6 protein-coding genes and 4 pseudogenes are annotated in these 14,845 nt (G+C 68.0%); 7 read left to right on the top strand and 3 right to left on the bottom strand.

The features are described 5' to 3' along the window. The first annotated feature begins 7 nt into the window (after positions 1-7). The 3 genes and pseudogenes from rplL (at position 8) to AC38ZX_RS17155 (ending at position 8,363) form a co-directional block, all read left to right on the top strand. Positions 8-401: pseudogene (gene rplL / locus AC38ZX_RS17165) on the top strand (50S ribosomal protein L7/L12). Between the two features lie 470 nt (positions 402-871). Continuing rightward, positions 872-4,382: pseudogene (gene rpoB, locus AC38ZX_RS17160) on the top strand (DNA-directed RNA polymerase subunit beta). A 108-nt stretch (positions 4,383-4,490) separates the two neighbouring features. Continuing rightward, entirely contained in the window at positions 4,491-8,363 is a 3,873-nt protein-coding gene (locus tag AC38ZX_RS17155; RefSeq protein WP_491295293.1) for a DNA-directed RNA polymerase subunit beta', read from the top strand. Positions 8,364-8,395: 32 nt separating this feature from the next. Here the strand turns inward: AC38ZX_RS17155 and AC38ZX_RS17150 are convergent, their stop codons facing one another. Next, the gene (locus AC38ZX_RS17150) at positions 8,396-8,527 is read right to left on the bottom strand and encodes a hypothetical protein (RefSeq protein WP_491295292.1); all 132 of its coding nucleotides are present in this window, start codon (positions 8,525-8,527) and stop codon (positions 8,396-8,398) included. Positions 8,528-8,609: 82 nt separating this feature from the next. Then, positions 8,610-9,263, bottom strand: a pseudogene (locus tag AC38ZX_RS17145) (PhzF family phenazine biosynthesis protein); the annotation flags it as partial. Between the two features lie 419 nt (positions 9,264-9,682). Here AC38ZX_RS17145 and rpsL point away from each other — a divergent pair. The 4 genes and pseudogenes from rpsL (at position 9,683) to tuf (ending at position 14,034) form a co-directional block, all read left to right on the top strand. Then, on the top strand, positions 9,683-10,054 hold the full coding sequence (gene rpsL / locus AC38ZX_RS17140; protein ID WP_013770160.1) for a 30S ribosomal protein S12: 372 nt from the start codon (positions 9,683-9,685) through the stop codon (positions 10,052-10,054). Then, positions 10,054-10,524 (top strand): 30S ribosomal protein S7, encoded by a 471-nt coding sequence (gene rpsG / locus AC38ZX_RS17135; protein ID WP_426593036.1) that lies wholly within the window; start codon positions 10,054-10,056, stop codon positions 10,522-10,524. Before rpsL ends, rpsG begins: the two co-directional genes overlap by 1 nt. Positions 10,525-10,613: 89 nt before the next feature. Continuing rightward, positions 10,614-12,715 (top strand): annotated as a pseudogene (fusA, locus tag AC38ZX_RS17130) (elongation factor G). A 125-nt stretch (positions 12,716-12,840) separates the two neighbouring features. Continuing rightward, positions 12,841-14,034: an elongation factor Tu gene (gene tuf, locus AC38ZX_RS17125; protein ID WP_426593034.1), complete on the top strand. Its 1,194-nt coding sequence runs from the start codon at positions 12,841-12,843 to the stop codon at positions 14,032-14,034. Between the two features lie 125 nt (positions 14,035-14,159). Here tuf and AC38ZX_RS17120 read toward each other — a convergent pair whose 3' ends face one another. Beyond that, positions 14,160-14,549, bottom strand: a complete 390-nt coding sequence (locus tag AC38ZX_RS17120) for a hypothetical protein (protein WP_426593033.1) — start codon at positions 14,547-14,549, stop codon at positions 14,160-14,162. Positions 14,550-14,845 lie beyond the last annotated feature (296 nt).

Here is a 14,845-nt window from a genome sequence, read left to right as displayed (position 1 = left end):
CGCCATCATGGCGAAGCTCACCACCACCGAGCTCATCGACGCGTTCAAGGAGCTCTCCCTCATCGAGCTCTCCGAGTTCGTGAAGGCGTTCGAGGAGACCTTCGAGGTCACCGCTGCCGCGCCGGTCGCCGCTGCCGCTGCTCCCGCCGGCGCCGGTGGCGCCGCGGCCGTCGAGGAGGAGGACGAGAAGGACTCCTTCGACGTCATCCTCGAGGCTGCCGGCGACAAGAAGATCCAGGTCATCAAGGAGGTGCGCGCCCTCACGTCCCTCGGTCTCAAGGAGGCCAAGGACGTCGTCGACGCCGCCCCCAAGGCCGTTCTGGAGGGCGTCACCAAGGAGGCCGCCGAGAAGGCCAAGGAGCAGACTCGAGGGCGCCGGCGCCACGATCACGCTCAAGTGATCTGAGCCTACCCGGTCCTCCTGACTGGACTGTCGTTCCGACGAGGCCCGCATCCCCACGGATGCGGGCCTCGTTGCTGTGCCGGGGATGGGCGCCGGGTGGACTCTGCACCGACGGACTTTCGTCGGCACGCTCCGGTGCTGCACCATGTGCGCGGCGCCACTGTCGTCGCCACGTGCCGCAGGAGTTTCGTCGGACTCGTCGACGTTGCTTGCCGGCACGGACTGGACGCCTCAAGGTGTCGGCCGTAACTGCCGATACCAGAGGTGTCGATGAAGTGCGGGAGGGGTTGGACTTTACCCGCGCGGATGAGTATGCTAGCGCTTTGCGCTGGCCTGTGCCCGCGATCCCGTATAACCCGAGCCCACCCACGTCGTTCGTACACGTCGTGGCAGGCCCGCCGGCCGGGGGGTCGCGCCTAGCCGGGACCAGCGCAGCGTGCACTCGATCCGCTGGGAAGGACCCCTCTTTTGGCTGCCTCGCGCACCCCTTCTGCTCCGACCGCCGACGCCATCGCGAACCGCACCGCATCCCGTCGTATCTCTTTCGCAAAGATCCACGAGCCCCTCGAGGTCCCCGACCTCCTCGGTCTGCAGACCGAGAAGCTCGACTGGCTCCTCGGCAACGAGAAGTGGCAGGCCCGAGTGGCCAAGGCCCTCGAGAACGGGCGCCAGGACGTCCCCGAGACCGCCGGTCTGGAGGAGATCTTCGAGGAGATCTCCCCGATCGAGGACTTCGGCGGCTCCATGTCGCTCTCCTTCCGCGAGCACCGCTTCGAGCCGCCGAAGTACACGGCCGAGGAGTGCAAGGAGAAGGACTTCACCTTCGCCGCCCCGCTGTTCGTCACGGCGGAGTTCGTCAACTACACCACCGGCGAGATCAAGAGCCAGACGGTCTTCATGGGCGACTTCCCGCTCATGACCGAGCGCGGCACCTTCATCATCAACGGCACCGAGCGCGTGGTCGTCTCGCAGCTCGTCCGTTCGCCCGGCGTGTACTTCGAGCGCGTGGCCGACAAGACGTCCGACAAGGACATCCTCACGGCCAAGGTCATCCCGAGCCGCGGCGCCTGGCTCGAGTTCGAGATCGACAAGCGCGACAACGTCGGCGTGCGCGTCGACCGCAAGCGCAAGCAGAACGCCACCGTGCTGCTCAAGGCCCTCGGCATGTCGGACGCCGAGATCCGCGAGGAGTTCGCCGCGTACCCGGCCGTCATCGACACGCTGGACAAGGACCACGTCCAGACGCAGGACGAGGCGCTGCTCGACCTCTACCGCAAGATCCGCCCGGGCGAGCCGCCCACGGTCGAGGCCGGTCGCGCGCTCATCGAGAACTTCTACTTCAACCCGAAGCGCTACGACCTCGCCAAGGTCGGGCGCTACAAGCTGAACAAGAAGCTCGGCGAGGACGTCCCGCTGGCGGACTCGGTGCTCTCGCGTGACGACATCGTCGCGACGATCAAGTACCTCGCCTCGCTGCACATCGACCTGCCGACCCTGCCCGGCCGCCGCGCCGGCGAGGCCATCGAGCTGCGCGTCGAGACCGACGACATCGACCACTTCGGCAACCGTCGCATCCGCGCGGTCGGCGAGCTGCATCCAGAACCAGGTCCGCACGGGCCTGTCGCGGATGGAGCGCGTCGTGCGCGAGCGCATGACGACGCAGGACGTCGAGGCGATCACGCCGCAGACCCTGATCAACATCCGCCCCGTGGTGGCCTCGATCAAGGAGTTCTTCGGCACGTCGCAGCTGTCGCAGTTCATGGACCAGAACAACCCGCTCGCCGGCCTGACGCACAAGCGTCGTCTGTCCGCGCTGGGCCCGGGTGGTCTGTCTCGTGATCGCGCCGGCATGGAGGTCCGTGACGTCCACCCGTCGCACTACGGCCGCATGTGCCCGATCGAGACCCCGGAAGGCCCGAACATCGGCCTCATCGGCTCGCTCGCCACGTACGGGCGCATCAACCCGTTCGGCTTCGTCGAGACCCCGTACCGCAAGGTCATCAAGGGCAAGGTCTCGGACGACGTCCACTACCTGACGGCCGACGACGAGGACCGCCACGTCATCGCTCAGGCGAACGCCCCGCTCAAGGCCAACGGTGCCTTCGAGGAGGACCGCGTCCTGGTCCGCGTCAAGGGCGGCGAGATCGAGTACGTCGCCGGCGAGGCCGTCGACTACATGGACGTCTCCCCGCGCCAGATGGTGTCGGTGGCCACGGCCCTGATCCCGTTCCTCGAGCACGACGACGCCAACCGCGCCCTGATGGGTGCCAACATGCAGCGCCAGGCCGTGCCGCTGGTCCGTTCCGAGGCCCCGCTCGTGGGCACCGGCATGGAGCGGCGTGCGGCCATCGACGCGGGCGACGTCATCGTCGCGACGAAGCCGGGCGTGGTCACCGAGGTGTCCGCCGACCTGATCGTCATCGCGAACGACGACGCGACCACGTCGACGCACCGCGTCGCCAAGTTCCGTCGCTCCAACCAGGGCACCAGCTACAACCAGCGCGTGCTGGTCGACACCGGCGCCCGCGTCGAGGTCAACTCGGTGCTCGCGGACGGCCCCGCCACGGACGAGGGCGAGCTCGCGCTCGGCCGCAACCTGCTGGTGGCGTTCATGTCCTGGGAGGGTCACAACTACGAGGACGCGATCATCCTGTCGCAGCGCCTCGTGCAGGACGACGTCCTGTCCTCGATCCACATCGAGGAGCACGAGGTCGACGCGCGCGACACCAAGCTCGGCCCGGAGGAGATCACGCGGGACATCCCCAACGTCTCCGAGGAGGTCCTCGCGGACCTCGACGAGCGCGGGATCATCCGCATCGGTGCCGAGGTCGCGGCCGGCGACATCCTCGTCGGCAAGGTCACGCCCAAGGGCGAGACCGAGCTGACCCCCGAGGAGCGCCTGCTCCGCGCGATCTTCGGTGAGAAGGCGCGCGAGGTCCGCGACACGTCGCTCAAGGTGCCCCACGGCGAGTCCGGCACGGTCATCGAGGTCCGCACGTTCAGCCGCGAGGACGGCGACGAGCTGCCCGCCGGTGTCAACGAGCTGGTCCGCGTGTACATCGCGCAGCGCCGCAAGATCACGGACGGCGACAAGCTCGCCGGCCGGCACGGCAACAAGGGCGTCATCTCCAAGATCCTGCCCGTCGAGGACATGCCGTTCCTCGCGGACGGGACCGCGGTCGACGTCGTCCTGAACCCGCTCGGTGTGCCCGGCCGCATGAACGTCGGCCAGGTGCTCGAGACGCACCTCGGCTGGGTGGCCAAGCAGGGCTGGGACATCGAGATCGCCGAGGGCGACGACCTGTCCTGGCGTGAGGGCGTCCCCGCGATCGCCGCGAAGTCGCCGGCCGGCAACCCGGTCGCGACCCCGGTGTTCGACGGTGTGCCCGAGGCGACCCTGACCGGTCTGCTGTCCTCGACGCTGCCCAACCGCGACGGTGTCCGCACCGTCGGTGGCGACGGCAAGGCCCGCCTGTTCGACGGCCGCTCCGGCGAGCCGTTCCCTGACCCGGTGGCCGTCGGCTACATGTACATCCTCAAGCTGCACCACCTTGTCGACGACAAGATCCACGCTCGCTCCACCGGCCCGTACTCGATGATCACGCAGCAGCCGCTGGGTGGTAAGGCGCAGTTCGGTGGCCAGCGGTTCGGCGAGATGGAGGTCTGGGCCCTGGAGGCGTACGGCGCTGCCTACACGCTGCAGGAGCTCCTGACCATCAAGTCGGACGACGTCCCCGGACGCGTCAAGGTGTACGAGGCGATCGTCAAGGGGGAGAACATCCCCGACTCGGGCATCCCGGAGTCCTTCAAGGTCCTCCTCAAGGAGATGCAGTCGCTCTGCCTGAACGTGGAGGTGCTCTCCTCGGACGGCGTCTCCATCGACATGAAGGAGAACGACGACGAGGTCTACCGCGCAGCGGAAGAACTCGGCATCGACCTGTCGCGGCGCCCGAACGCCAGCAGCGTCGAAGAGATCTGACGTCGAGCCCTGCCGCCCTTCCGAGAGGGTGGGCGGCGGGCCCGCACCCTTTAGCAACATTTCCGTTCCGCCGGTGAACACCGGCAAGCGAAGGAAGTAGGACCCCCCTTGCTCGACGTCAACGTCTTCGACGAGCTGCGTATCGGCCTTGCCACTGCCGACGACATCCGTGCCTGGTCGCACGGCGAGGTCAAGAAGCCCGAGACCATCAACTACCGGACCCTGAAGCCGGAGAAGGATGGCCTGTTCTGCGAGAAGATCTTCGGTCCCACCCGGGACTGGGAGTGCTACTGCGGCAAGTACAAGCGCGTGCGCTTCAAGGGCATCATCTGCGAGCGCTGCGGCGTCGAGGTGACCCGCTCCAAGGTCCGTCGTGAGCGCATGGGCCACATCGAGCTCGCCGCGCCCGTCACGCACATCTGGTTCTTCAAGGGTGTGCCGTCGCGACTGGGCTACCTGCTCGACCTCGCCCCGAAGGACCTGGAGAAGGTCATCTACTTCGCGGCGTACATGATCACCTGGGTCGACGTCGACGGTCGGCACGAGGACCTCCCCAACCTCCAGAACGGGATCGACCTGGAGAAGAAGGAGATCTCGGACCGCCGCGACAACGAGATCAACACCCGCGCCACGAGCTTCGAGGCCGACCTGGCCGAGCTCGAGGCCGAGGGTGCCAAGGCCGACGCCCGCCGCAAGGTGCGCGACTCGGCCGAGCGCGAGATGGCACAGCTGCGCAAGCGTGCCGACCTCGAGCTCGAGCGCCTGGACAACGTGTGGGACCGCTTCAAGAACCTCAAGGTCGCCGACCTCGAGGGCGACGAGATGCTGTACCGCCAGCTCCAGGACCGCTTCGGCAACTACTTCGAGGGCTCGATGGGCGCCGCGGCGATCCAGAAGCGCCTCGAGGCCTTCGACCTGGAGGCCGAGTCCGACTCGCTGCGCGAGATCATCAAGACGGGCAAGGGCCAGCGCAAGACGCGTGCCCTCAAGCGTCTGAAGGTCGTCAACGCGTTCCTCACGACGAGCAACTCGCCCACCGGCATGGTGCTCGACGCCGTCCCGGTCATCCCGCCGGACCTGCGTCCGATGGTCCAGCTCGACGGTGGCCGCTTCGCCACCTCGGACCTGAACGACCTGTACCGCCGCGTGATCAACCGGAACAACCGCCTCAAGCGGCTGCTCGACCTCGGCGCGCCCGAGATCATCGTCAACAACGAGAAGCGGATGCTCCAGGAGGCCGTCGACTCGCTGTTCGACAACGGCCGCCGTGGCCGTCCGGTGACCGGTCCGGGCAACCGCCCGCTCAAGTCGATCTCGGACATGCTCAAGGGCAAGCAGGGTCGGTTCCGTCAGAACCTGCTCGGCAAGCGCGTCGACTACTCGGGCCGTTCGGTCATCGTCGTCGGCCCGCAGCGGCTGCACCAGTGCGGCCTGCCCAAGCAGATGGCGCTCGAGCTGTTCAAGCCGTTCGTCATGAAGCGTCTGGTGGACCTGAACCACGCGCAGAACATCAAGTCGGCCAAGCGCATGGTCGAGCGCGCGCGCCCCGTGGTCTGGGATGTCCTCGAAGAGGTCATCACCGAGCACCCGGTGCTGCTCAACCGTGCACCCACGCTGCACCGTCTGGGCATCCAGGCGTTCGAGCCGCAGCTGGTCGAGGGCAAGGCGATCCACCTGCACCCGCTCGTCTGCGCCGCGTTCAACGCGGACTTCGACGGTGACCAGATGGCCGTGCACCTGCCCCTGAGCGCCGAGGCGCAGGCCGAGGCCCGCATCCTCATGCTCTCGAGCAACAACATCCTCAAGCCGTCGGACGGGCGTCCGGTGACCATGCCCTCGCAGGACATGATCATCGGTCTGTACCACCTGACCAACGACAAGGACGAGGCGCTCGGCGCCGGCCGCGCGTTCAGCACGGTCTCCGAGGCGATCATGGCGTTCGACCAGGGTTCCCTGGACCTGAACGCCGTCATCAAGATCCGCTTCGACGACCTGGTCCTCACCGAGGAGCAGGCTCCCGAGGGCTGGACCGAGGGCGACGCGCTGCTCTTCGAGACGACCCTGGGTCGTGCGCTGTTCAACGAGCTGCTGCCCGTGGACTACCCGTACGAGAACGGCGTCGTCGACAAGAAGCGCCTCTCGGTCATCGTCAACGACCTGGCCGAGCGGTACCCCAAGGTCGAGGTCGCTGCCTCGCTGGACGCGCTCAAGGAGGCCGGCTTCCGCTGGGCCACCCGGTCGGGCGTCACGATCTCCATCTCGGACGTCGCGACCCCGGCGATCAAGCAGTCGATCCTCGACGAGCACGAGCTGCGCGCGGCGAAGGTGCAGGGCCAGTACGAGAAGGGCCTGATCACCGACGACGAGCGCCGTCAGGAGCTCATCGAGATCTGGACGCAGGCCACGGACAAGGTCGCCAAGGCGATGCAGGAGAACTTCCCGAAGCAGAACACCGTCTACAAGATGGTCGGCTCGGGCGCCCGTGGTAACTGGATGCAGGTTCGCCAGATCGCCGGTATGCGCGGCCTCGTCGCGAACCCGAAGGGCGAGATCATCCCTCGCCCGATCAAGTCGAACTACCGCGAGGGGCTGTCGGTCCTCGAGTACTTCATCGCGACGCACGGTGCCCGCAAGGGTCTGGCGGACACCGCTCTGCGGACCGCCGACTCGGGCTACCTGACCCGTCGTCTGGTGGACGTCTCCCAGGACGTCATCGTCCGCGAGGACGACTGTGGCACCGAGCGTGGTCTGACCATGCCGATCGGTGTCCCGTCGGCCGGTGCGGGCAGCCCGCTGCGTCGTCACGACAAGGTGGAGACGAGCGTCTACTCGCGCACCCTGGCGAGCGACATCGAGGTGGACGGCGAGGTCATCGGTCACGCCGGTGACGACGTCGGCGACGTGCTGCTCGACCGCCTCCTGGAGGCGGGCGTCGACACGCTCAAGATCCGCTCGGTCCTCACCTGCGAGTCCCGCGTCGGCACCTGCGCGCGCTGCTACGGCCGTTCGCTGGCCACCGGCAAGCTCGTCGACATCGGCGAGGCCGTCGGCATCATCGCGGCCCAGTCGATCGGTGAGCCCGGCACGCAGCTGACCATGCGTACCTTCCACACCGGTGGCGTGGCCTCGGCCGACGACATCACGCAGGGTCTGCCCCGCGTCCAGGAGCTCTTCGAGGCCCGCACCCCCAAGGGTGAGGCGCCCATCGCGGAGTTCTCCGGTCGCATCGCGGTCGAGGACGGGGACCGTTCGCGTCGCCTCGTGCTCACGCCGGACGACGGCTCCGAGGAGATCGCCTACCCGATCACCAAGCGTTCGCGCCTGCTGGTCTCGGACGGCGACCACGTCTCCGTCGGTACCCAGCTGGTCCAGGGTGCGGTCGACCCGAAGAAGGTCCTGCGCATCCTCGGCCCGCGTGCCACGCAGAAGCACCTCGTCGACGAGGTCCAGGTCGTCTACTCCTCCCAGGGTGTGGACATCCACGACAAGCACATCGAGGTCATCGTGCGGCAGATGCTGCGTCGCGTGACCGTCCTCGACTCGGGTACCACCGACCTGCTGCCCGGCGAGCTCGCCGAGCGTGGGCGCTTCGAGGACGCGAACCGCGCTGCGGTGTCCGAGGGCGGCCAGCCGGCCTCCGGTCGTCCCGAGCTCATGGGCATCACGAAGGCGTCGCTCGCGACGGACTCGTGGCTGTCGGCGGCCTCCTTCCAGGAGACCACCCGGGTGCTCACCGAGGCCGCGATGTCGGGTCGTTCCGACCCGCTGCTCGGCCTCAAGGAGAACGTCATCCTCGGCAAGCTCATCCCGGCCGGAACGGGTCTGCCCCGCTACGGCAACATCGCGGTCGAGCCCACCGAGGAGGCCAAGGCCGAGCTGTACCCGACCTTCGGCTACGACGAGATCGACTTCCCCGCCCTGGGCCTCGGCTCCGGCGAGGCGATCCCGCTCGAGGACATCGACTTCGGCGACTACCGCTGATCGAGTCTTCTCAGCACGACCCCCGAGGGGGCTCACCGTTCGCGGTGGGCCCCCTCGGGCGTCATCCGGGCGGCGGTGCCCGAGACCGAGATCCCGGTGGCGGGGTCGCGGGGGACGTCCACCCGCAGCAGGCCGGGCCGGCCGAGGTCGTCGCCCTGGTGCACGGTCAGCGTGACCGGGGGGAGTCACCAGGGCGAGCTCGCGCAGGTAGCCGCCGAGCGCGGCGGCCGCGGCGCCGGTGGCCGGGTCCTCCACCACCCCGCCGGGCGGGAACGGGTTGCGGGCGTGGAACACGGTCTCGTTCTCGCGGTGCACCAGGGCGATCGTCGTCCACCCCCGCGCGGCCATGAGCACCCCGAGCCGGTCGAAGGCGTAGTCGAGGCGCGCGAGCCGTGACCGTCGGTGCACCGCCAGCACCGGGTGCCACGCACCGGCGTAGGCCACCCGGGGCGGCAGCGCGGGATCCAGGTCGTCGACGTCCCAGCCGAGCGACGCGAGCAGCTCGGTCAGGTCGTCGGGCGCGAGCGGTTCGGTCCGCGGAGCCACGCTGACCAGCGTCGCCACGATCCGACCGCCCTCGCCGACATCCGTCCCGACGGGTACGCGACCGGCCGCGGTCGCGAACCGGAGCGGGCCCCAGGTCCCGTGCTCGGCGAGCGCGACGCCGGACGCGATCGTCGCGTGCCCGCAGAACGGCACCTCGGCGAGCGGGCTGAAGTACCGCACGTCGAAGGCACCGGGCACGCGGGTGGGTGTCAGGAACGCGGTCTCGGAGTACCCGACGTCGGCCGCGACCCGCTGCATCTCGTCGGCCGTCATGCCCGTCGCGTCGAGCACGACTCCGGCCGGGTTGCCGCCGGACGGCTCGGTCGTGAACGCCGCGTAGCGCAGGACCTCCATGTGGTCCGTTGTACCGCAGCCCGTGGATGATTCCGGGGCCGCGCGGTGTTCTACCACCGTTCCGCGTACGCCTGGGCTGCCGTTTTGACGCCCTTCCGGCCGCCAGGTAACGTAGGACACCGTGCCCGCGCCGTCGGGCTCTCGCGCATGCACCCGGTGCGCCGCTCGTTCGCCCTGCTGGGCCCGAGCGGTGACGGGGAGCAGCGGGTGGTTCCCCCACTCCATCGCGTCGTCACTCCGGCAAGGAATGTTCTTGCGGGGTGCGGTGCGGAAGACCGGGGCGACACGCCCGAGCGCGGGGGTCGGTGCGAGACGAAAGACCTGAGGTAGCCGTGCGACGGACGGCGAACCTCGACCATGCCGGCCGTCCTGGGTGACGGGTCCGGTCGACCAGAGATCATCCAACAGACGGAGACGTAGTGCCTACGATCCAGCAGCTGGTCCGCAAGGGCCGGCAGGCGAAGACGAACAAGTCGAAGACGCCTGCCCTCAAGGGCTCCCCCCAGCGACGCGGTGTGTGCACCCGCGTCTACACCACGACCCCGAAGAAGCCGAACTCCGCCCTCCGCAAGGTCGCGCGCGTTCGTCTCTCGAGCCAGGTCGAGGTCACCGCGTACATCCCCGGTGTCGGCCACAACCTGCAGGAGCACTCGATCGTGCTCGTGCGCGGCGGCCGCGTGAAGGACCTCCCGGGTGTCCGTTACAAGATCGTCCGTGGCGCGCTCGACACGCAGGGCGTCAAGAACCGCAAGCAGGCGCGTAGCCGCTACGGCGCGAAGAAGGTGGGCTGATGCCTCGCAAGGGTCCGGCCCCCAAGCGGCCGCTGATCTCCGACCCGGTCTACGGGTCGCCCGTCGTCACGCAGCTGATCAACAAGATCCTGCTCGACGGCAAGAAGTCCGTCGCGGAGCACATCGTCTACGGCGCCCTCGAGGGTGTTCGTGACAAGACGCAGGGCGACCCGGTCGTCGTGCTCAAGCGCGCCCTGGACAACGTCCGCCCGTCGCTCGAGGTGCGTTCGCGCCGCGTCGGTGGCGCCACGTACCAGGTGCCCGTCGAGGTGCGTCCGGTCCGCCAGACCACCCTCGCGCTGCGCTGGCTCACGGACTACTCGCGCGCTCGTCGCGAGAAGACGATGACCGAGCGCCTCATGAACGAGATCCTCGACGCGTCCAACGGCCTCGGTGCCGCGGTGAAGCGTCGTGAGGACATGCACAAGATGGCCGAGTCCAACAAGGCCTTCGCGCACTACCGCTGGTAATCCCGGCACCCTCGGGCGCTGCGCCGCCGGTCCGATCCCCGGACCGGGCCGGTGGCGCCACCCAAGCCAACCTGTAAGGGGCAACTCACGTGGCACTGGATGTGCTGACGGACCTCACGAAGGTCCGCAACATCGGCATCATGGCTCACATCGATGCCGGCAAGACGACGACCACCGAGCGGATCCTGTTCTACACCGGGGTCAACTACAAGATCGGTGAGACGCACGACGGTGCGTCGACGATGGACTGGATGGAGCAGGAGCAGGAGCGCGGCATCACGATCACGTCCGCCGCGACGACCTGCTACTGGCACGACAACCAGATCAACATCATCGACACCCCGGGTCACGTGGACTTCACGGTCGAGGTGGAGCGCTCGCTGCGCGTCCTCGACGGTGCCGTTGCCGTCTTCGACGGCAAGGAGGGCGTCGAGCCCCAGTCCGAGACCGTCTGGCGCCAGGCCGACAAGTACGACGTCCCGCGCATCTGCTTCGTCAACAAGATGGACAAGCTCGGCGCCGACTTCTACTTCACGGTGAAGACGATCATCGACCGGCTCAAGGCCAAGCCGCTGGTCATCCAGCTGCCCATCGGCTCCGAGAACGACTTCATCGGCGTCGTCGACCTGGTCACCATGCGTGCCCTCGTCTGGCGCGGCGAGACCGCCCTCGGCGAGAAGTACGAGGTCGAGGACATCCCGGCCGACATGGTCGAGAAGGCGGAGCAGTACCGCGCCGAGCTCCTCGAGGCCGTCGCCGAGACCGACGACGAGCTGCTCGAGAAGTTCCTCGGCGGCGAGGAGCTGACGGTCGCGGAGATCAAGGCCGGCATCCGCCACCTCACCGTCAAGTCGCTCGCGTACCCGATCCTGTGTGGCTCGGCGTTCAAGAACAAGGGCGTCCAGCCCATGCTCGACGCCGTCATCGACTACCTGCCGACGCCCTTGGACGTCCCGGCAGTCGAGGGCCACGACATGAAGGACCCCGAGGTCATCGTCGAGCGTCACCCCGACGCCACGGAGCCGTTCTCGGCCCTGGCGTTCAAGGTCGCGACGCACCCGTTCTTCGGCAGCTGACGTACGTCCGGGTCTACTCGGGCAAGGTCGCGCAGGGCGCTCAGGTCCTCAACTCGACCAAGAACAAGAAGGAGCGCATCGGGAAGCTTTCCAGATGCACTCCAACAAGGAGAACCCGGTCGACGACGCCACCGCCGGCCACATCTACGCCTTCATCGGTCTCAAGGACGTCACCACGGGCGACACCCTGTGCGACCCGGCCAACCCGGTCGTGCTGGAGTCCATGACGTTCCCCGAGCCGGTCATCGACGTCGCCATCGAGCCGAAGACGAAGGGTGACCAGGAGAAGCTCTCCGTGGCCATCCAGAAGCTGGCCGAGGAGGACCCGACCTTCCGCGTCAAGCACGACGAGGAGACCGGCCAGACCGTCATCGGCGGCATGGGCGAAGCTCCACCTCGACATCCTCGTGGACCGCATGCGCCGCGAGTTCAAGGTCGAGGCCAACGTCGGCAAGCCGCAGGTCGCGTACCGCGAGACGATCCGTCGCGAGGTCGTCAAGATCGACTACACGCACAAGAAGCAGACCGGTGGTTCGGGCCAGTACGCGAAGGTGCAGATGACCTTCGAGCCGCTCGACACCGCCGGCGGCGAGATCTACGAGTTCTCGAACAAGGTCACCGGTGGCCGCATCCCGCGCGAGTACATCCCGTCGATCGACGCCGGGATCCAGAGCGCGATGCAGCTCGGCGTGCTGGCGGGCTTCCCGCTCGTCGGCGTCAAGGCGATCCTGCTCGACGGTGCCGCGCACGACGTCGACTCCTCGGAGATGGCGTTCAAGATCGCGGGCTCGATGATCCTCAAGGAAGCGGTCCGCAAGGCCGACCCGGTTCTCCTGGAGCCGGTCATGGCCGTCGAGGTCCGTACTCCTGAGGAGTACATGGGTGACGTCATCGGCGACATCAACTCGCGCCGCGGCATGATCCAGTCCATGGAGGACGCCACGGGTGTGAAGGTCATTCGCGCCCAGGTTCCTCTCTCCGAGATGTTCGGGTACGTCGGCGACCTGCGGTCCAAGACCCAGGGTCGCGCGGTGTACTCGATGCAGTTCGACAGCTATGCCGAGGTTCCGCGGAACGTTGCCGAGGAAATCATCAAGAAGACCCGGGGCGAGTAGTCCCACAGGTCGACATCTGTAGTTCCATCACACAAACCGACCCGTAGGACGCCGCGTCAAGCGGCTACCGTCCGGTAGCCGCAGTACGTCGGCCAATCTCTACCAAGTCCTGAGGAGGACACCCAGTGGGCAAGGCGAAGTTCGAGCGGACGAAGCCGCACGTCAACATCGGCACCATCGGCCACGTCGACCACGGCAAGACGACGCTGACCGCTGCGATCTCGAAGGTGCTGCACGACAAGTACCCCGACCTGAACCCCTTCACGCCTTTCGACGAGATCGACAAGGCGCCTGAGGAGAAGCAGCGCGGCATCACCATCAACATCGCGCACGTGGAGTACCAGACGGAGAAGCGTCACTACGCTCACGTCGACGCTCCCGGTCACGCGGACTACATCAAGAACATGATCACGGGTGCGGCGCAGATGGACGGCGCCATCCTCGTCGTCGCCGCCACCGACGGCCCGATGGCCCAGACGCGTGAGCACGTCCTGCTCGCCCGTCAGGTCGGCGTGCCGTACCTGCTCGTCGCGCTGAACAAGACCGACATGGTCGACGACGAGGAGATCCTGGAGCTCGTCGAGCTCGAGGTCCGTGAGCTGCTCACGGCCCAGGGCTTCGACGGCGACGACGTCCCCGTCGTGCGCGTCTCCGGCCTGAAGGCCCTCGAGGGCGACCCGATCTGGGTCAAGTCCGTGCAGGACCTGCTGGACGCCGTGGACGAGAACGTCCCGGACCCGGTCCGCGACATCGACAAGCCCTTCCTCATGCCGATCGAGGACGTCTTCACGATCACCGGTCGTGGCACCGTCGTCACCGGTCGCGTGGAGCGCGGCAAGCTCAAGGTGAACGAGGAGGTGGAGATCGTCGGCATCAAGGAGAAGGCGATCAAGACCACGGTCACCGGCGTCGAGATGTTCCGCAAGCTGCTCGACTACGCCGAGGCCGGCGAGAACGTCGGTCTGCTCCTGCGTGGCACGAAGCGCGAGGAGGTCGAGCGCGGCCAGGTCGTCGTCAAGCCCGGCTCGATCACGCCGCACACCGAGTTCGAGGGCCAGGTCTACATCCTGGCCAAGGACGAGGGTGGCCGTCACAACCCGTTCTACGGGAACTACCGCCCCCAGTTCTACTTCCGCACCACCGACGTCACCGGCGTCATCACGCTGCCCGAGGGCACCGAGATGGTCATGCCCGGCGACAACACCGAGATCCACGTGAACCTCATCCAGCCCATCGCGATGGAAGAGGGCCTCGGCTTCGCCATCCGCGAGGGTGGCCGCACCGTCGGCTCGGGCAAGGTCATCAAGATCATCAAGTGATGCGAGCCCCTCGGGGCAGCTGATCTGAGCGGAAGGGCCCGGATGCTTCGGCATCCGGGCCCTTCTGCGTCCCTACCGTCTCCTGCCGACTCGCGGCCGTGCTCGGGCCGGGCCGGCCGGCATCGCTACGCGTCCGGGTAGCCCGCCTCGCCGTCGCCGTCCAGGTCCGTGCACCCGCGGTGCGCCTCGGCGGCACCGAGGGCGTCGACGCAGTCCGCGTAGCCGACGATGTAGCGGTAGGTGGCATCCACGGTCGCGTCGGTGCAGTCGGGGGAGCCGTCGGCGGGGTCGCAGGGGTCACCAGGCGCCAGGACGGTGGTCGGGTCAGGCTCGGAGGCCGTCGGGGGCGGGGTGCTCGCCACAGGTGCGGGCTCCGTCGGCGCCGGCTCCGTCGGGATGGTCGACGCGGCAGTCGTCGGTGCCGGTGCCGGCGTGGGGGACGGGTCAGCGGTGCAGGCGGCGAGCGCGACGAGCGCGATCGCGGACCATGCGACCGGGACGAGGCGGCGCGTCATGGCCCGACGGTAACGTCTCGTCGGGCGAGAACGGCCGAGAACGACGTCACGGTTCGGCGTCCCTTGATGTCTGCGGGCGCGCGGCGGGGGGCCGGTGCGGGTCGCCCGAGGGGCGTGTGTGGCGCACGGAACAGCGTGATCACGCCGGAGTGTGACGCAGGCGATTGGAGTTCCGGCGCCCGGTCTGGCACACTGTTCAGGTTGCCTAGTCGAGGGCGGCGCGTTTGCGCGCGCGGCACACGACGGGGCTCGCACACGTGGACGGCGTCTGGACCCCGGGACTACCCGGTGGTTGA

The sequence above is a fragment of the Cellulomonas sp. McL0606 genome (assembly GCF_058248365.1).
The sequence above is the reverse complement of the archived record's forward strand: the minus strand, read 5'-3'. Positions and strand labels throughout refer to the sequence as shown.

Coding starts and splice junctions, on each gene's coding strand:
- rpsG (WP_426593036.1), top strand. CDS start 10,054: ATGCCTCGCAAGGGTCCGGCCCCCAAGCGGCCGCTGATCTCCGACCCG.
- AC38ZX_RS17120 (WP_426593033.1), bottom strand. CDS start 14,549: ATGACGCGCCGCCTCGTCCCGGTCGCATGGTCCGCGATCGCGCTCGTC.